Source organism: Oryzicola mucosus (genome assembly GCF_014534685.1).
GTDB lineage: Bacteria > Pseudomonadota > Alphaproteobacteria > Rhizobiales > Rhizobiaceae > Oryzicola > Oryzicola mucosus.
Window position 1 is genome coordinate 538,929 of sequence record NZ_JACVVX010000002.1, and the last position, 16,218, is coordinate 555,146.

Here is a 16,218-nt window from a genome sequence, read left to right on the forward strand (position 1 = left end):
TGTTTGGAGCGAACGGAAAGCGAGACGCATGGACCGGGACAGACACTACGCCATATACGACGTGTTTACGCGCGACAGGCTGGCCGGAAACCCGTTGGCTGTTGTCTTCGATTGCGAGGGGCTGTCGGACGCCAGGATGCAGCAACTGGCCGGTGAGTTCAATCTTTCGGAGACGGTGTTCGTGCTGCCGGCGCTGAACCCGATGCATCGCGCCCGGATCCGCATCTTCACCCCACATTACGAGATGCCGTTCGCCGGCCATCCTACCGTGGGCTCGGCGATAGCGTTGGCTCAGGCCGCCGATACCGCTGCGTCATCGGGCATTTTCGTGCTCGAAGAGAAGATCGGCCCGGTGCGTTGCGCCGTAACCGAAATCGACGACGTCGCCTTTGCTGAATTCGACCTGCCCAGTCTGCCGCAACCCGTTTTGCTTGAAGTGGAGGCGGCGGTCGTCGGCGCTGCCCTTGGGCTCGGGCCGCATGAGATCGGATTTGAGAATCACAAGGTCAGCGCCTGGTCGGCCGGCGTGCCTTATATAACGGTGCCCGTTTCGGGTCTCGAAGCCGCAGCCAAGGCGCGGCTGGACATCGATGCCTGGTTCGCCTTCGCGCCATACAAGAGCCCAACCGCGGTGGCGTCTGCCTACATTTACTGCCGCGAGACGCTGCTGCACGATAGCGCCTTCCACGCCCGCATGTTCGTTGCCGGGCACCCGCCCTACGAGGATCCGGCGACAGGTTCAGCGGCTGCGGCTTTCGCCGGCGTCGCGCGGCACTTCGACGATCTGCGCGATGGTTCTCACCGTTTGTGGATCGAGCAGGGGCTGGAAATGGGCCGCCCTTCGCGCATCCGACTCGAGCTGGACGTTTTGGACGGCGCGCTCAAGCGAGCGCGCATCGGAGGCCATGCCGTAAAGGTCGCTGAGGGGATAGTGCGGGCTTAATTCGTACCGTTGAACGTCGTGGACATCCGCTAATCGACGGTTGGGGTGGCGCTGGTGTGTTTGAGCGCCGCGACGATCGCAGATTCGGACGCCGTCGCCTCAAGATGGGCCGCCTTCAGGTTGCGAGCCGTCTCGGTCACGCGCAAGGGCTCCGCTGTCGCGTCGGCCGCTTCGGTCGTTTCGGCGATGGAAACCGCAAGGCCCAGATCGGAGCCGGTCCGCTCACTGGGGCTGGAATGCTCCTCGACAATGCGAGACACAACCCGCCAGCCGACATAGCCCAGCGCCGCAGATGCAAGAAAACGGATCATAGAAGTGTTCCTTTTCCGCTTAATGACTGACAGCAGGGTTGGTTCCTGCGCTGAGTCACCGGTGGGAAAAAGAAAAAGCCCGCTGCGGGAGGAGGTGCAGCGGGCTCAATTCTAAAGGAGGCGAGGGAGGAGGTTCGCCGCCTTCGGGCGTCGGCATCGCATCTGGGAGGAGTAGATGGCCGACCACCCAAATCTAGGCACTCATCGCTCATGCTGCAATGCACAATTTTGCATAGCGGGTCTGCGCCGACGTCGTGGCTGGCGTTTGGCCGCGGCCAAAGACGGAGCCAGGCTTTCGCCGCCATCCGCTTCTCGCCTAAGTCTTTGGAAAGATTGGTGGGTGTGCACAGGATTGAACTGTGGACCCGCTGATTAAGAGTCAGCTGCTCTACCAACTGAGCTACACACCCACTGACCGGCAACGCCGACCGTGGGCGGCATATACCCACAGCCCTTCGGCCTGTCCAGCCCTGCACGACGATTTTGCGACAAAGTTCCGCAAGTTTTCCGTTGAGGCACCATGTTCGGTAAGTCCGTGCGCGCTTGGTGAATAGGCTAAGCAATTGTTCGAAAACGCCTTTACGTGCTTGATGGGCTGTTGGTGTCGCCTCGCACCGCGCATCTTGCCCGACGCGCAAATGCTGTGAAAAACATTGCGACGGTCGCGTACCGATGTTTCAATGCCTTTCGGGCAATGGGATGTTTGCGATGTTCTTACGGAATGTGACTGCCGCTACGGTGTTGTCGATGGGGCTAGGCCCAGTGTCCGCGCAGGAGGTTGATGCGTCCTCGATCAAGCTCACACTCGATCCGGCGGCCAATGGCGAGGTGATTTCCGTCGATTATCGATGCGGCGGCGCTGCAACCGTGAACGTCCGTTATGTCAATGCGGACCCGAACACACTTGCCGTCATCCCGGTTGACGGACAATCGCTTATCTTCGTGTCGACGCTGTCGGGGTCGGGCGCGCGCTACGTGTCGGGAAAATACGAGTGGTGGTCCAAGGGTGCCGAGGGCACGTTGCGCGACCTTACGCAGGATGAGAATGCAGATCCGGTCATGACCTGCCAGGAGGCGGGACAATAGCGGGCTCTCATCGGCCGGGGTTTCCAGTTTCTTCGCGGTCGGAGCAGTACCATGGACTTGTCTCACTGGATTTGGCTGGCGACGGCGGCATATGCCATTCACGTGCTTGAAGAATTCTCGCTGGACTGGCGCAACTGGGCTCGCGCGGTGATCGGATTGCCGGTGGAATGGAGCGATTTCTACATCGTCAACGCGCTGGTCATCGTGTTGGGCGTGGTGGCAGCGAACCTCGCAGATGTGTGGGTCGGCGTCGCATTGGCGTTTCCGGGGCTGATGCTCGTCAACGCGATCTTTTTTCACATTCTGCCGATGATCAGGACGCGCGGCCGATTCTCGCCAGGCACTATTACGGCGGTGATCCTGTTTCTGCCGATCGGCGTTACATGCTATCGGGTCGCCGTCGGCTCCGGTCGCCTCGACCTTTGGTCGCTGATAGGCTCGGTTCTTCTTGCCGCCGCGCTGATGGCCACGCCCATCGTGTTGCTGAACATCAAGGGCTGGCCCTATTTCCGGCAGGACCGCCTCTAAAACCGTGCCATCTGTGTTCGACGCTTTCTATATCCGTAAATCTTAACGCTGCGGACAGATTTTGTATCCGGCCGAACACAGTGCTCTTGCGCTCGGCCTGCTTATGATTAGGATGGCTAAGTTCTCATCCAGTCGATCAGAACACGCCCAAATGAGGTTCAGGCTTGCACCTGGGAGGGGGTAGCCTGAACCTCGCACTTTTGCGGATGCCCGTTTTCGAGGCAGAATCCAACAATCCGATTTTCGTTTTTCTTCGATCTTCTGACACTGTTGGGCCCTTCGGCAGTCGTCCGAAAAGGCTTTGAAGAACTTTCCACAAGATTGGTAGACATTGTTGACATCACGAACCTCAACGCCATACTCATAGGCGTGAAGTGCTTTAGTGCCGTCCTTTTCAACCCCTGAATTACAGGAGATGACCATGACGACGATAAGCAGCGGTGTTTGGATTTCTGCTCTGACCGAGCGTCTGAGAGACGCATTTTCCTGGCCGTTGTCGGTCGTTCCGCAAGCCTTCGCGGACGCTGACACATCACTTCGCGAGCCTGAAGCGGACAAACTTCCAGAGTTGGATGAGACCGCTTACTGGGCTTGGACAGCCTACGGTTACTGGTAACTTCGGCGTCAGTGTTTTAGTCGAGCGGCAAGGCAATCGTCTGGCTGCAAGGAAGCCCCGCGCGGACATGTATTTGGGTACCGCGCCTCTTTTCCCGAGAGGAGAAACCCATGAACAGATTGCTTCCCCCTCTGCATGAAGGCCATGCGCCGATCTTTCTGCATCAGGCATTCGAGGATGCGCTGGAGGCCTTCGAGGCCTGGCATCCCGGTACATCGGAACCTCTGGTGGAGTTCGAGGAACGCCGCGTGCCGATAAGTTCCGTTTTCGGACGCATGCGCAGTTGCACCGACACGCTGCCGCTGCGCATCGCCGACCATGTCGGCGCCCTGCTGGGTTCCGAAGCCGGGCCGCTGCTGGACAGCGGACAGGCAACCTATGCGGAAGCAGCCATATTGCTTCGCGCGATGGCCGTGGAGCGGCTTAGAAATTCGTGATTTCACGAAACCTCTGGCGGAGGGACGACGTTCCCTCCGCTGGCCTCCGGACAGCACATGGTTCCGCAGACTGCCGAAAAATAGCAATCGACAAAGTCTACCGAATTAGTAGTCTAGTGCTCATGATGGAGATCGAGATGGCACAGACCCAATTTATCTCAAGTCGCAGCGAGGATGTCGATCCGCGCCCGCTGACAAATCAGTCGGTTCCGGCGAAATCGTTGTTCGCCTACGCGGTTTTCAGCATTGCTTTTGCTTTCACCGCCGCCATGGTCTTCGGCGTTATATAGGCGCCGAAGACCACCATTCTTTATTTGATGAAAGATAATTCCAGCAATCGTCTGGCCTAATCCAGACGGTTGCTGGTCAAGTAAGGCAGGATTTTGCTTGGTCAGGCGCTGGCGAACAGCCGCGCTCTCTCGATTGTCACCACACCACGCTGCTGAGCTGTGACGACCGTTTCCGGCGCCACATCCAATTCGACCGCTTCGCCGGATTCGGTGACAGCAAGGATTCGCCGGCCGGATGGCTTGTCGATCACGCGGGCGACGGTCGCGGAGATCCCTTCACCTTCATTCGCCCAGTCCAGATCGGCCGGCCGCAGGAATACATCGACAGCGCCATCGGGAAAGCCGGGCGCCTCGATCCTGGCATTGCCAATGGCAGCGACGCCGGAGGTGACCATGGCCTTAAGTTTGTTGGTGTCGCCCAAAAACTTCATGACGAAGGCCGACGAGGGCTGGCGGCAGACCTCTTCGGGCGTGCCTTCCTGCACGATCTGGCCGTCATTGAGGATCACGACGCGATCGGCGAGGTCGAGCGCCTCTTCCTGGTCATGCGTGACGAACAAGGTGGTGATGCCAAGCTCCTGATGGATTTCGCGCAGCCAGCGGCGCAGATCGCGCCGTACGTTGGTATCGAGTGCGCCGAAAGGCTCGTCGAGAAGCAGCACCTTGGGATCGACTGCAAGCGCCCTGGCAAGCGCCACGCGCTGCCTTTGACCGCCTGAAATCTGCGCGGGAAAGCGGCTGCCAAGGCCGTCGAGTTTCACCAGCCTCAGAAGATCGGCGACCCGTGCGTCGATCTGCGCCTTGCTGCGCTTTTGCTTCGACACCTTCATCCCAAAGGCGATGTTCTCGTCCACCGTCATATGCGGAAACAGCGCGTAATGCTGAAAGACGAAGCCGACGCCGCGGTCGCGTACCGGAATATCGGTGGCATCGACACTGCCGAAATGGATCGAGCCGCCGTCGGCATATTCGAGCCCGGCGACCATGCGCAGAATGGTTGTTTTGCCGGAGCCTGACGGCCCTAGCAGCGCCACCAGTTCGCCGCTCTCGACCTCCAGCGACACGCCGCGCACGGCGCGAAAGCTGTCGAAGGATTTTTCCACGGAATCGAGGCGGATTTTCATTTGGCATTCTCCGTAAGCACGGCGACGGGGGCGGCAAGGGCAGGGCGGCGGCCTGCGCCGCGCCGTTCAAGCGCGACCTTGGCTGCCAGCGTGACGACCGCCAGCAGCGCCAGGATGGACGCGGCGGCAAAGGATCCCGCGGTCTGGTAGTCGTGGTAGAGCAGTTCGATATGCAGCGGCAGCGTGTTGGTCTGGCCGCGTATGTTGCCCGAGACAACGGAAACGGCTCCGAACTCGCCCATGACGCGCGCGTTGCACAGTACGACGCCGTAGAGCATCGCCCAGCGGATGTTGGGCAGCGTGACGGAGAAGAAGGTGCGCCAGCCCGAAGCGCCGAGCGAGGTGGCTGCTTCCTCCAGGTCGCGGCCTTGCGCCTGCATCAGCGGGATCAGTTCACGCGCGACGAATGGTGCGGTCACGAACATGGAGGCCAGCACGATGCCGGGCAGGGCAAACAGAATCTTGATGTCGGCGTCGGCCAGCATTTCGCCGAACAGGCCTTGCAGGCCGTAGACGAAGAGATAGGCGACACCAGCGACGATAGGCGAGATCGAGAAGGGGATTTCGATCACCACCAACAGCAGGCGGCGTCCGGGAAAGTCGAATTTGGTGATCGCCCACGCGGCGGCGACACCGAAGGCCGTGTTGATCGGCACGGCGATCAGGGCCGTCACCACCGTCAGCATGATGGCATGCACCGTATCGGGATGCGCAATCGTAGCCGCATATAGCTGCCAGCCCTGGCTGAAGGCGTGGAAGCCGATGACGGCCAGGGGTGCGACGATGAACAGGGCCGTCACGACCAGCACGACGGCGATCAGGATGGTGCGGAACAGCGGGTTGTCGCCGACGCGCGGCGGGCGCTTGATTTTGGCTGTGGCGGACATCAATTCTTCACCGTGTAGCGCAGTGCGCGCGCCTGCAGCAGGTTGGTGACGGCCAGCATGACGAAGGCCGTGATGAGCAGCACCGAGGCAATGGCCGCGGCCGCCTGGTAGTCGTATTCCTCAAGTCGGATGAAGGCGAGCAGCGACGTGATCTCGGTTTCATGGGGCTGGTTTCCGGCAATGAAGATGATGGCGCCGAACTCGCCGAGGCAGCGGGCGAAGGACAGCGACACCCCAGCGAGAATGGCCGGCGTCAACAGCGGCAGGATCACGCGGCGGAAAATGCTGGCGTCCGAGCCGCCAAGCGATTGCGCCGCCTCCTCCAATGCGGGGTCGAGGTCTTCCAGCACCGGCTGCACGGTTCGGACGATGAAGGGAATGCTGGTGAAGGCCATGGCCACCATGATGCCCAGCGGCGTGTAGGCGACCTTGATGCCGAAATTGCTCAGGAACGAGCCGAACCAGCCATTATGCGCGAACAGCGTGGTCAAAGCGATGCCGGCAACTGCGGTGGGTAGCGCGAAGGGCAAATCCACCAGCGCGTCGATCAGGCGGCGTCCGGGAAAGCGGTAGCGTACCAGAACCCAGGCCAGCGCCAGGCCGAAGACGAGGTTGAACAGCGTCGCGCCAAGCGCCGAAAGCACTGTCACCCGGTAGGAGGCGACCGCGCGCGGCGACGACACGATCGCCCAATAGTCTGCGAAGCCCAGGCTCGCGGCCTTGAACACCAGCGCGCCGAGCGGCAGTGCGACGATGATCGAGACATAGACCAGCGTGATGCCAAGCGCGAGCGGCAGACCGGGAAGGACGCGACGGCGGGTCATACGGGTGTCTTCGCAGTTGCTGGATGGACAAACGCTGCGGTTAGCGCTCTACGGCGCCCCCCTCTGTCCTGCCGGACATCTCCCCCGCATGGGGGGAGATCGCGTTGTGGGGTCGGATTTCGCCAATCGCCAACGTTGGAAATGAGGCGTGGTTCAAGAAACTGCCAATCTCCCCCCATGCGGCGGAGATGTCCGGCAGGACAGAGGGGGGCAACATGGAGCGGCAACGCTGATTGCACAGCTTTTTCCTGATTCACAGAACAAACCGGCAGGCTTTAAGCCTGCCGGTCATCAACCCGAAAAGGGCGGTAAGATCAACGCTTGCCGTAGATTTGGTCGAGCAGCGCGCCTTCGGCGAAGTGCTCCTTCTGCACCGCGTCCCAGCCGCCGAACACGTCTTCCACGGTCACGAGACGGACATTGGGGAAGTTGTCCTTGAATTCGCCTGCGACGGCTTCATCATGCACACGGTTGCCGTTTTCAGCCGCGATCTTCTGGCCTTCCGAGGTGTAGAGGAAGTCGAGATAGCTCTTGGCAAGCTCGCGCGAGCCGCGCTTGTCGACCACCTTGTCAACGACGGCGACGGGAAATTCCGCGAGCAGGCTGACCGACGGGACGACCGCGTCGAATTTGTCTGCGCCGAACTCCTTGCGGATGCCGGTGGTCTCGGATTCGAAGGTGATCAGCACGTCGCCGATTTCGCGCTCCACGAAGGTGGTGGTTGCCGCGCGGCCACCTGTGTCGAACACCGGCACATTGTCGAACAGCTTGGTGACGAATTCCTTCACCTTGGCATCGTCGTTGTTGAAGGCTTCCTTGGCGTAGGCGATGGCTGCCAGATAGGTGTAGCGTGCGTTCCCCGAGGTCTTGGGGTTCGGGAATACGAGCTTCACATCGTCACGGACGAGATCGCTCCAGTCCTTGATATTCTTGGGATTGCCAGCGCGCACCAGGAAGGACGGCAGCGAGTAGAAGGGCGACGCCTTGTTGGGGAAATTGTTCTGCCAGTCGTCGGAAACGAAGCCGTTCTTCGCCAGGAAGGAAATGTCGGTAACCTGGTTGAAGGTCACGACGTCGGCTTCCAGCCCTTCGACGATTGCGCGGGCCTGCTTGGACGTGCCGGCATGCGACTGGTCGATGGTTACGCCCGGATGCGCCTTGACGAAGGCGGCGTTCACCTGGACGAACAACTCGCGCGCCACGTCATAGGACGCGTTGAGAAGCTTGTCGGCGGCCTGCGCCTGTAGCGGCGCGGCGAGAATGGCGGCGAGGGCGGCCCCGACCAGAAGCAGGCGTTTCATAAGTTATCCTCGAAAAAGCGAATTGCTGTAGTCGCAACAATAAGGGTCGCTCTGCGATTTCGGTAGGCAGAGGAAGGCTGCGGAAGCGATTAGAATAAAATTCTACTCCAATTTAGCGTTGCTAACTGGAATAATATTCTTGATCACATCGAAATCGCTTTCAAGGAAGCGGTGTCTGGCTATTTGTCCGAAACACCCGCTTCGGCAAAACTGGCCATCCGAGAATGACATTCCAATGCCGAGCGAACGATGTTGATCGCCAGACAGGCGCCGGACCCTTCGCCCAGTCGCATGCCAAGATCGAGCAGCGGCGCCAGGGACAACTCATCCAGCAACCGGCGATGCCCGGCTTCCGCCGAGACATGTGCCGCAAGCGTGTGATCCAGTCCGCCGCGATACAGGCGCGCGAGAGGTGCGGCGGCCGCCGTGCAGACGAAACCGTCGAGCAGCACCGGGATGCCGTGCTTCCGGGCTGCCAGAACCGCGCCCAAGATGGCAGCCAGTTCGCGGCCGCCGAGGGAGGCGGCGATGGCCAGTGGATCGGACAATTTTTCCGCGTGGCGCTGCAGGCCGGCATCAATGGCGGCTGCTTTGCGGCTCAGGCCGGCGTCGTCGACGCCGGTGCCACGTCCGGCCCAATCGCGGCCGCTGCCGCCAAACAGTGCCGCGGCGATTGCCGCGGCGGGCGTGGTGTTGCCGATGCCCATCTCGCCGAAGCCGATCAGGTCTGTGCCGGGCTTGACTGCGTCATAGCCGGTCGAGACGGCGGCGAGGAAATCGGCCTCGTCCATTGCCGCTTCTTGGGTGAAGTCGGCGGTGGGGCGGTCGAGATCGAGCGCGATGACGTCGAGTTCGGCGCCCGCCGCGCGCGCCAGCTGGTTGATGGCAGCACCCCCATGCGCAAAATTGGCGACCATCTGAACCGTCACCTCAGAGGGGAAGGCGGAGACGCCTTGCGCGGTGACGCCGTGGTTGCCGGCAAAGACGATGATGTTGACCTTGTCCAGCTTCGGCATGTCGCGCCCCTGCCAGCGCGCCAGCCATGCGGCGATGGTTTCCAGCCGTCCTAGGCTGCCCTGCGGCTTGGTCAGCGTGTCCTGGCGCTGTGCCACGGCCTCGGCCGCGCTGTCGCTGCCGGCGGGCAGGTCGGTGCAGGCGGAACGCAATTCGTCGAGCGTTTTGAAGGCCATGGCGCGAAAAACTCCGAAACAGAATCAGGTCAGGATTGCGGATGCGATGAGCAGAAGCGTGATTTCGGCGATCTGCTGCCATGCGCCGATCGTGTCACCGGTCAGGCCGCCGATCTGGGCGATGCAGAGACGTCTGAAGGCGAAGAAGAGAACGCCGAGAACAAGAACCGAGACCAGCAGGCCCTCGGCTCCAAGCAGAAGCAGGGCGGCGAGGCCGATTGCCGCGGCAATTGCCGCCGTGGCGTCCGAAACGCTCCCGACCGTCACCGAAAGTCCTTCGTTGCGGGCCTGCGGCAGCGCGACCATGAACAAAGGCATGGCAGCGCGCGAAGCGATATGGGCGGCGAGCAGCGCCAGCAAAACCGAGCCGGGGGCGGCGATTGCAGCGAGCGCGCTCCAGCGCAGCAGCACGGTGAGAAGCAGGGCCGCGGCGCCATAGGTGCCGACGCGGCTGTCGTGCATGATCTCGAGTTTGTGATCCTTGGTCCGGCCGCCGCCAAATCCGTCAGCGGTGTCGGACAGGCCGTCTTCATGCAGGCAGCCGGTGGCCAGCATGCCTGCGGCAAGCGCCAGGGCGGCCGCGGGGCCGGCACCCAGCCCCAGCCACCAGGCAAATCCGTAGAAACCACCCGCTATGAGGGCCACGACCAGCCCGACGATGGGTGCCGACCAGATGGCGTCGCCCAATGTCCGGTCCCTGACCACGAAATGCGGCAGCGGCAGGCGGCTGAAGAAGACCATGCCGATGGCGATGTCGCCGGTGATCGTCTTGAGACCCGCCATGGCGCTCATGCCCTCGCAATGGCGTGGAAGAAGGTGCCGCCGACCAGCCCGCGCCGACCGCCGAACGTGCCGAGCGGTTTGCCCTGTCCGTCGGCGATGTCGCCAAGGGGCTCGTCCTGACCAGCGGCCGTCACGCGGGCATAATGGAATTCATGCCCGCGGATCGTCTCGCCGGCCTTGCCGATGGCGCAGTCCGCGCCAAGCGTGGCCTGGCGGTAGCCGAGGTTCATCTTGCGCTGAGCGAAGCTGGTGGCATGGCCCAACAGACCGAGCATGGCATGGGTGTGGCCTTCGGCGTCCTCGATGCCTTCGCCGAGTACCATGAAGCCGCCGCACTCGCCATGGACCGGCTTCCGCGCCGCGAAGGCGCGCGTGCCGTTGAGGAAGCGGGCATTGCCGGCAAGCCGACCGGCATGCAGTTCGGGATAGCCGCCGGGCAGCCAGCAGACGTCGCAATCGCTTGCCGGGGCTTCGTCGGCCAGCGGCGAAAACGGTACGAGTTCCGCCCCCGCCGCATGCCATTGGGCGCTGATGTGTGGATAGAGGAAGGTGAAGGCCGCATCCTGCGCCAGCGCTATGCGCTGCCCCGGCGGCGGCAGGGCGATGGCCGGTTGCCCTGCCTGTGGCTCAATCGGCATTGTCAGCGCCAGGATGGCATCGATGTCGAGCGAGGCTTCGGCCATGTCGGCCAATCGGTCGAGATGGGCCTGCAGGTCGCCATGCTCCTCTGCCTGGACGAGGCCGAGATGGCGCTCCGGCAGGCTGAGGGTGGGATCCCGCAAGATGCCGCCGACGACGGGCAGGCCGATGGCTTCGATGGCGTTGCTGGCGAGCGTCCGGTGACGTTCGCTGCCCAGCCGGTTGAGAACAACGCCGGCAATGCGAACGGCGGGGTCGTAGGTGGCAAAGCCCTTGGCGACGGCCGCTGCCGTCTGCGACTGGCCCGACACGTCGAGCACCAGCAGCACCGGCAGGCCGTAGAGCCGGGCGAGATCGGCTGCGGCGCCCGAACGGCCTGCGGGCGCCGGAATGCCGTCGAAAAGACCCATCGCGCTTTCGAGGATGACGATGTCGGTGTCGCGGGCGGCATTGGCGGCCAGCGCGTTCAGCAAGGCGGGCGGCATCGCCCAACTGTCGAGATTGGTGCCGGGCAGGCCGGTTGCGGCGGCGTGAAAGCCGGGATCGATATAGTCGGGGCCGGATTTCGCGCCGCGTACCTTAAGTCCCCGCCGCGCCAGCGCGCGCAACAGGCCGATGGTGACGCTGGTCTTGCCCGAGCCCGAACGCGGTGCGCCGATGATCAGCCCGCGCGCCGTCATGGCCGGCCCATCAGTTCGGAGCGCATCGAGACGATGTGGCCGACCACCACCAGCGAGGGCGATGCCATGCCTTCGGCCTTGGCGCGTTCGGCGATGTCGCCCAGCGTGCCGATCAGCACGCGCTCGGCAGGCGTGGTCGCGCTTTCGACGATGGCCACCGGCGTGTCGGCGGCAAGGCCACCGGCCGCGAGACGGCGGGCAATGGATGGCAGAGTGGCGAGGCCCATATAAACGACCAGCGGCTGACCGGTGCGGGCGAGCGCTGCCCAGTCGAGATCGTCGTCATCAAGGTCGGCTGCATGGCCTGTGGCTAAGGTGATCGCTTTGTTGATGCCGCGCATGGTGGTGGGGATGCCAACTGCCGCCAGCGCACCAAAGGCGGCGGTGATGCCGGGCAGGACGCGGAAGGGGATGTTCTCGCGCACCAAAGCCAGCGCTTCCTCGCCGCCACGCCCGAAAATATAGGGGTCGCCGCCCTTGAGCCGCACCACCTTGCGGCCTTGGCGGGCCAACTTCACCAGAAGCGCTGTGATATCATCCTGCTTCATCGACGGCTTACCGCCACGCTTGCCGGCGAAAAACAGCTCGGCCTTGTCGGCTACAGCCACGATGTCGGGCGACACCAGCGCATCGTAGACCAGCGCGTCGGCCTGATCGAGCGCGGAGAGCACATCGAGCGTCAGGCAGCCGGGATCGCCGGGACCGGCGCCGGCCAGCCAGACATGGCCGGCTTCGAGCGCGGTTTCCTTCAGCTTCAGACGGGCGAGGGCATTTTCAACTGTCATGAAACCCGCTTTCGCCGATGACGAGGGCGTTCGGCAAGCCTATAGATCGGCTCATGAACAGCGAAGACACACCTTTGCGCCGCGGCTGGACGACCGGGGCCTGCGCCACCGCCGCGGCCAAGGCGGCCTGCGCGGCCCTTCTGGGGCGCGGCTTGCCCGACCCGGTTGAGATTTCCCTGCCGAGCGGACAGTTGGTGGGGTTCGCTTTGGCACAGTCGGCCGAGGGTGAAGGTTTCGCATCCGCCAGCATCGTCAAGGATGCCGGCGACGATCCCGACGTCACCCATGGCGCCCTGGTGACCAGCACGGTGCGGCGCGGTGCCGAGGGCAGCGGCATCACCTTCAAGGCCGGGCCGGGCGTCGGCATTGTAACGCGTCCCGGCCTGCCGATCCCGGTCGGCGAAGCCTCGATCAACCCCGTGCCGCGCAAGATGATCGCGCAGGCGATAGCCGAGATCGCAGGCGAGGGGGCGGATTTCGAAGTCGAGGTCTCGGTGGCCGACGGCGCGGAAATCGCGCTCAAGACGCTCAATCCACGCCTCGGCATTTTGGGCGGCATCTCGATCCTGGGCACGACGGGCATTGTCATTCCCTACTCCTGCTCGGCCTGGATCCACTCCATCCATCGCGGCATCGACGTGGCGCGCGCCATGGGGCTCGACCATGTCGCGGGGTCCACCGGCAACGCGTCTGAAATGGCGGTGCAGACATTCCATGGCCTGCACGAGGTTGCGCTGATCGACATGGGCGACTTCGTCGGCGGCATGCTCAAATACATCCGCGCCCATCCCGTGCCCCGCGTCACCATTGCAGGCGGCGTGGCCAAGATGACCAAGCTGGCGCAAGGCATGCTCGACGTTCATTCCAAGCGCGGCTCGGCCGATCTGGAAACGCTGGCGACCCTCGCGGTTCAGGCGGGTGGAGACGCTGCCCTGGCCCTGCGCATCGCGGGTGCCAACACCGTAGCCGAAGCTTTTGCGCTGTGTACGGAAGCGGGCGTGCCGATCGGCGACGCCATTGCCGCCTCCGCCTGGCAGACGGCGGCACCCGCGCTCGATCATCCCGAGATCGCCCTGGAAATCCTGGTCTTCGATCGTGACGGCGCGTTGCGCGGCCATGCCCCGTTCGCGCCGTCTCATGATCCCTCGCGCCCCCGGAAGCGCCGCTGATAGGTGGCGTCGTAAAGCGAACTCTCGCGAAAACCCTCAGCGCCCAGAGAGGGGCCAACGAAGACGATGGCGGTGCGCTCGATTGGATCGGCTGCCAGCCTTTCCGCAATGTTGCCGAGCGTCGCGCGCAGGATACGCTCGTCCGGCCATGAGGCGCGGAACACCACCGCGACCGGGCATTCCGCGCCATAGAGCGGCGTCAGTTCTTCCACAATCCGGTCGATGGCGTGGATGGCGAGGTGGATGGCCAGCGTTGCGCCGCTCTGGCCGAAAGTGGCTAGCGTTTCCCGCGCGGGCATTTTCGAGGCGCGACCGGAAACGCGGGTGAGAACCAGGCTCTGCGCCACTTCGGGAATGGTCAGTTCCCGCTTCAGCGCTGCTGCCGCCGCCGCGAAAGACGGCACACCGGGGGTGAGCGAGTAGGGGATGCCATGCTGTTCCAGCCGCCTGATCTGCTCGGCCACTGCGCTCCACACCGACAGATCGCCCGAATGCAGCCTTGCCACGTCATGCCCCGCTCTGTGGGCCAAGACATACTCCGCCTCGATCTCGTCCAGCGACAGGGGGGCGGTGTCGACCAGCCGCGCATCCCTGCCGCAATAGGACAACAGCTCCGGCGAAACGATGGAACCGGCATACAGGCAGACCGGACAGTCGGCGAGCAGCTTTGCCCCGCGCACGGTGATCAGATCGGCAGCACCAGGCCCGGCGCCGATGAAATGCACGGTCATGGGCGGTCTCCGGGCAGGGGAGGTTGGGTAGTGAAGTATCTTTTTTGAAGCACCCCCTCACCGCCTCGCTGCGCTCGGCACCTCTCCCCCTGCCTGGGGGAGAGGAACCACGGCCTCACGAGCTGCGGCTTAAAACCAGCTAGGGTTCCTCTCCCCCATGAAAGGGGGGAGAGGTGCCAAGCGAAGCGAGGCGGTGAGGGGGGCTGGAACTGCAAGGTCATACAGCACTACCCCGCTGGTTGAGACCAACAAATCTTGGGGTATAAACGTCTCTGGCATTTTCCTGCACAGTCTCCTTGCTCACCGCCAACGCGCAGGTGGCGCCGCCATGCGACAGGCGCGGACCCAGAAGCTTCGCCCCGGAACCTGCGGCAATCAATGCCGCAGCCTCCGACACGGATGCGGTTCCGGCGACATCTCGCGACAGCGACGACCGCGTCAGCGTTTCGACCGCAGCAGCCTGCTCGTCCGCGACGATCTCCAGCTTTATCCCGAGCCCGACAGCCACCGCCCGGATTGCGGGTTCATCTGATTTGTGCGCCGTCGTGGCCAGCGCCGAAAGCGCCGCCCGTTCCACGCCATGGGCCGCGCAGACGGCGTCGATAGCGGCCAGCACGTCCGCTTCGCTCACGCCCTTGCGGCTGCCGATGCCCGCCACGATCATGGCTTCACCCACGCCCATTGCGTGACCGGCATGGCGCTGCGCCAGCCCGTCATCGAGCCGACGGGCGACGCGCGCGAGACGGCAAGGCGCAGCAACTCGCCGCCGCGCGCGGCATGGGCAGCCAGCAACACCGCTTCCATCTGCAGCGTCACAGCGTTCGCCACCAGCCGCCCGCCGGGCCGGAGCGCGGCAATCGCCGCATCCATCACGCCGTCATCCGAGCCGCCGCCACCGATGAAGATCGCATCCGGCGCAGGCAGCCCCGACAGTGCGTCAGGTGCTGCGCCCTCGACCAGCGTCAGGCCGGGTACGCCGCACTGGCTGGCGTTGCGGCGGATGCGGGCGGCACGCTCCGCATCCGCCTCGATGGCGATGGCGTTCAGCGAAGGGTGCGACAGCATCCATTCGATGCCGATGGAGCCGGACCCCGCGCCGATGTCCCACAGCAGTGCCCCACGCCGGGGCGCCAGGCTCGACAGGGTGACGGCGCGGATTTCCCGCTTGGTGATCTGCCCGTCATGCTCGAACAGATCGTCGGCGAGGCCTGAGGCCAGCGGCAGGATGCGCGCCTGCTGATTTGATTCAACCTCGACGGCCAAGACGTTGAGCGGGTTGATGTTTTCGAGATCGAAGTGCTCCGCGATGGCGGTGCGGAGCCGCTCCTGCGCACCGCCCAGCGCTTCCAGCAGCGTCAGCCGTGAAGCGCCGAAGCCAGCCTGCGCCAGCAGGGCCGCGATAGCTTTGGGCGCGTCGGCGTCTGAGGTCAGAGCGATGATGCGTGTTCCTGGATGCAGCAGCGGCCGGATCAGATCGATGGCAAGGCCGTGCAGCGAGACCGTCTCGATGTCCTGCAGCGCCCAGCCCAGCCGCGATGCGGCGAGCGAGAAGGCGGAGGGGGCGGGCAAGGTGCGCATCTCGTTGAGCGGCACATGGCGCGACAGCGTCACGCCGACGCCGTGCAGGAACGGATCGCCGGAGGCCAGCACCACGACGGATCGACCGCGCAGGGCTACGACATCCGTCATCGCCGTGTCGAAAGGTGTCGGCCAGGGCCGGGCGGTGCCGGATATCAGGCTTTCCGCCAAAGCGATGTGGCGCTTGCCGCCGAAGACATGGGCCGCGCCGGCAATGGCCTGTTTGGCCGCATCGCCGAGACCGGAGATGCCGTCCTCGCCGATGCCGACGATGGTGAGCCAGGGGTTAGCGGACATGGCAAATGCCCCATGGAGC

General features: G+C 63.7%; 19 protein-coding genes and 1 tRNA gene. 7 read left to right on the forward strand and 13 right to left on the reverse strand.

The window, feature by feature from the left end; all coding sequences use genetic code 11:
- Positions 1 to 28: 28 nt before the first annotated feature.
- Entirely contained in the window at positions 29 to 943 is a 915-nt protein-coding gene (locus ICI42_RS08990; protein ID WP_188164208.1) for a PhzF family phenazine biosynthesis protein, read from the forward strand.
- A 29-nt stretch (positions 944 to 972) separates the two neighbouring features.
- Here ICI42_RS08990 and ICI42_RS08995 read toward each other — a convergent pair whose 3' ends face one another.
- A complete protein-coding gene (locus ICI42_RS08995) occupies positions 973 to 1,254 on the reverse strand; it encodes a hypothetical protein (RefSeq protein WP_188164209.1) in 282 nt (93 codons plus the stop codon).
- A 334-nt stretch (positions 1,255 to 1,588) separates the two neighbouring features.
- Positions 1,589 to 1,664, reverse strand: a tRNA-Lys gene (locus tag ICI42_RS09000).
- 298 nt (positions 1,665 to 1,962) lie between these two features.
- Between ICI42_RS09000 and ICI42_RS09005 the strand changes: the two genes are divergently transcribed.
- From ICI42_RS09005 to ICI42_RS09025, 5 genes are all read left to right on the forward strand, one after another.
- The gene (locus ICI42_RS09005; protein ID WP_188164210.1) at positions 1,963 to 2,340 is read left to right on the forward strand and encodes an MliC family protein; all 378 of its coding nucleotides are present in this window, start codon (positions 1,963 to 1,965) and stop codon (positions 2,338 to 2,340) included.
- 51 nt (positions 2,341 to 2,391) lie between these two features.
- The gene (locus ICI42_RS09010; RefSeq protein ID WP_188164211.1) at positions 2,392 to 2,868 is read left to right on the forward strand and encodes an HXXEE domain-containing protein; all 477 of its coding nucleotides are present in this window, start codon (positions 2,392 to 2,394) and stop codon (positions 2,866 to 2,868) included.
- A gap of 421 nt (positions 2,869 to 3,289) precedes the next feature.
- Complete coding sequence (locus ICI42_RS09015) at positions 3,290 to 3,484, forward strand: hypothetical protein (RefSeq protein ID WP_188164212.1); 195 nt, start codon at positions 3,290 to 3,292, stop codon at positions 3,482 to 3,484.
- Between the two features lie 110 nt (positions 3,485 to 3,594).
- Complete coding sequence (locus ICI42_RS09020; protein ID WP_188164213.1) at positions 3,595 to 3,921, forward strand: BRA0787 family protein; 327 nt, start codon at positions 3,595 to 3,597, stop codon at positions 3,919 to 3,921.
- Positions 3,922 to 4,058: 137 nt separating this feature from the next.
- On the forward strand, positions 4,059 to 4,211 hold the full coding sequence (locus ICI42_RS09025) for a hypothetical protein (protein WP_188164214.1): 153 nt from the start codon (positions 4,059 to 4,061) through the stop codon (positions 4,209 to 4,211).
- 101 nt (positions 4,212 to 4,312) lie between these two features.
- Here the strand turns inward: ICI42_RS09025 and ICI42_RS09030 are convergent, their stop codons facing one another.
- From ICI42_RS09030 to cobA, 8 genes are all read right to left on the reverse strand, one after another.
- Positions 4,313 to 5,335 (reverse strand): sulfate/molybdate ABC transporter ATP-binding protein, encoded by a 1,023-nt coding sequence (locus ICI42_RS09030; RefSeq protein ID WP_188164215.1) that lies wholly within the window; start codon positions 5,333 to 5,335, stop codon positions 4,313 to 4,315.
- Positions 5,332 to 6,222 (reverse strand): sulfate ABC transporter permease subunit CysW, encoded by an 891-nt coding sequence (gene cysW / locus ICI42_RS09035; RefSeq protein WP_188164216.1) that lies wholly within the window; start codon positions 6,220 to 6,222, stop codon positions 5,332 to 5,334. Before cysW ends, ICI42_RS09030 begins: the two co-directional genes overlap by 4 nt.
- The gene (gene cysT, locus ICI42_RS09040; RefSeq protein WP_188164217.1) at positions 6,222 to 7,046 is read right to left on the reverse strand and encodes a sulfate ABC transporter permease subunit CysT; all 825 of its coding nucleotides are present in this window, start codon (positions 7,044 to 7,046) and stop codon (positions 6,222 to 6,224) included. Before cysT ends, cysW begins: the two co-directional genes overlap by 1 nt.
- A gap of 314 nt (positions 7,047 to 7,360) precedes the next feature.
- Positions 7,361 to 8,347: a sulfate ABC transporter substrate-binding protein gene (locus ICI42_RS09045; RefSeq protein WP_188164218.1), complete on the reverse strand. Its 987-nt coding sequence runs from the start codon at positions 8,345 to 8,347 to the stop codon at positions 7,361 to 7,363.
- A gap of 179 nt (positions 8,348 to 8,526) precedes the next feature.
- Positions 8,527 to 9,537: a nicotinate-nucleotide--dimethylbenzimidazole phosphoribosyltransferase gene (gene cobT / locus ICI42_RS09050; RefSeq protein WP_188164219.1), complete on the reverse strand. Its 1,011-nt coding sequence runs from the start codon at positions 9,535 to 9,537 to the stop codon at positions 8,527 to 8,529.
- Positions 9,538 to 9,561: 24 nt separating this feature from the next.
- The gene (locus tag ICI42_RS09055; RefSeq protein ID WP_230980231.1) at positions 9,562 to 10,329 is read right to left on the reverse strand and encodes an adenosylcobinamide-GDP ribazoletransferase; all 768 of its coding nucleotides are present in this window, start codon (positions 10,327 to 10,329) and stop codon (positions 9,562 to 9,564) included.
- The gene (locus ICI42_RS09060) at positions 10,326 to 11,639 is read right to left on the reverse strand and encodes a cobyrinate a,c-diamide synthase (protein ID WP_188164220.1); all 1,314 of its coding nucleotides are present in this window, start codon (positions 11,637 to 11,639) and stop codon (positions 10,326 to 10,328) included. The genes ICI42_RS09055 and ICI42_RS09060 overlap by 4 nt, the downstream gene beginning before the upstream one ends.
- Positions 11,636 to 12,424 (reverse strand): uroporphyrinogen-III C-methyltransferase, encoded by a 789-nt coding sequence (gene cobA, locus ICI42_RS09065; RefSeq protein WP_188164221.1) that lies wholly within the window; start codon positions 12,422 to 12,424, stop codon positions 11,636 to 11,638. The genes ICI42_RS09060 and cobA overlap by 4 nt, the downstream gene beginning before the upstream one ends.
- A gap of 53 nt (positions 12,425 to 12,477) precedes the next feature.
- Between cobA and ICI42_RS09070 the strand changes: the two genes are divergently transcribed.
- Complete coding sequence (locus ICI42_RS09070) at positions 12,478 to 13,593, forward strand: cobalt-precorrin-5B (C(1))-methyltransferase (protein WP_188164222.1); 1,116 nt, start codon at positions 12,478 to 12,480, stop codon at positions 13,591 to 13,593.
- On the opposite strand, the gene cobM is transcribed toward ICI42_RS09070, so the two are convergent.
- The 3 genes from cobM to cbiE form a co-directional block, all read right to left on the reverse strand.
- Complete coding sequence (gene cobM / locus ICI42_RS09075) at positions 13,560 to 14,324, reverse strand: precorrin-4 C(11)-methyltransferase (protein WP_188164223.1); 765 nt, start codon at positions 14,322 to 14,324, stop codon at positions 13,560 to 13,562. The genes ICI42_RS09070 and cobM overlap by 34 nt on opposite strands.
- A gap of 217 nt (positions 14,325 to 14,541) precedes the next feature.
- Positions 14,542 to 15,000 (reverse strand): cobalamin biosynthesis protein, encoded by a 459-nt coding sequence (locus ICI42_RS09080; RefSeq protein WP_407945145.1) that lies wholly within the window; start codon positions 14,998 to 15,000, stop codon positions 14,542 to 14,544.
- On the reverse strand, positions 14,985 to 16,199 hold the full coding sequence (cbiE, locus tag ICI42_RS09085) for a precorrin-6y C5,15-methyltransferase (decarboxylating) subunit CbiE (RefSeq protein ID WP_188164224.1): 1,215 nt from the start codon (positions 16,197 to 16,199) through the stop codon (positions 14,985 to 14,987). The genes ICI42_RS09080 and cbiE overlap by 16 nt, the downstream gene beginning before the upstream one ends.
- Positions 16,200 to 16,218 lie beyond the last annotated feature (19 nt).

Coding starts and splice junctions, on each gene's coding strand:
- ICI42_RS09005 (WP_188164210.1), top strand. CDS start 1,963: ATGTTCTTACGGAATGTGACTGCCGCTACGGTGTTGTCGATGGGGCTA.
- cbiE (WP_188164224.1), bottom strand. CDS start 16,199: ATGTCCGCTAACCCCTGGCTCACCATCGTCGGCATCGGCGAGGACGGC.
- ICI42_RS09020 (WP_188164213.1), top strand. CDS start 3,595: ATGAACAGATTGCTTCCCCCTCTGCATGAAGGCCATGCGCCGATCTTT.
- ICI42_RS09045 (WP_188164218.1), bottom strand. CDS start 8,347: ATGAAACGCCTGCTTCTGGTCGGGGCCGCCCTCGCCGCCATTCTCGCC.
- cobT (WP_188164219.1), bottom strand. CDS start 9,537: ATGGCCTTCAAAACGCTCGACGAATTGCGTTCCGCCTGCACCGACCTG.
- ICI42_RS09055 (WP_230980231.1), bottom strand. CDS start 10,329: ATGAGCGCCATGGCGGGTCTCAAGACGATCACCGGCGACATCGCCATC.
- ICI42_RS09015 (WP_188164212.1), top strand. CDS start 3,290: ATGACGACGATAAGCAGCGGTGTTTGGATTTCTGCTCTGACCGAGCGT.
- ICI42_RS08995 (WP_188164209.1), bottom strand. CDS start 1,254: ATGATCCGTTTTCTTGCATCTGCGGCGCTGGGCTATGTCGGCTGGCGG.
- cobA (WP_188164221.1), bottom strand. CDS start 12,424: ATGACAGTTGAAAATGCCCTCGCCCGTCTGAAGCTGAAGGAAACCGCG.
- ICI42_RS09060 (WP_188164220.1), bottom strand. CDS start 11,639: ATGACGGCGCGCGGGCTGATCATCGGCGCACCGCGTTCGGGCTCGGGC.
- ICI42_RS08990 (WP_188164208.1), top strand. CDS start 29: ATGGACCGGGACAGACACTACGCCATATACGACGTGTTTACGCGCGAC.
- cobM (WP_188164223.1), bottom strand. CDS start 14,324: ATGACCGTGCATTTCATCGGCGCCGGGCCTGGTGCTGCCGATCTGATC.
- cysW (WP_188164216.1), bottom strand. CDS start 6,222: ATGTCCGCCACAGCCAAAATCAAGCGCCCGCCGCGCGTCGGCGACAAC.
- ICI42_RS09030 (WP_188164215.1), bottom strand. CDS start 5,335: ATGAAAATCCGCCTCGATTCCGTGGAAAAATCCTTCGACAGCTTTCGC.
- ICI42_RS09010 (WP_188164211.1), top strand. CDS start 2,392: ATGGACTTGTCTCACTGGATTTGGCTGGCGACGGCGGCATATGCCATT.
- cysT (WP_188164217.1), bottom strand. CDS start 7,046: ATGACCCGCCGTCGCGTCCTTCCCGGTCTGCCGCTCGCGCTTGGCATC.
- ICI42_RS09025 (WP_188164214.1), top strand. CDS start 4,059: ATGGCACAGACCCAATTTATCTCAAGTCGCAGCGAGGATGTCGATCCG.
- ICI42_RS09070 (WP_188164222.1), top strand. CDS start 12,478: ATGAACAGCGAAGACACACCTTTGCGCCGCGGCTGGACGACCGGGGCC.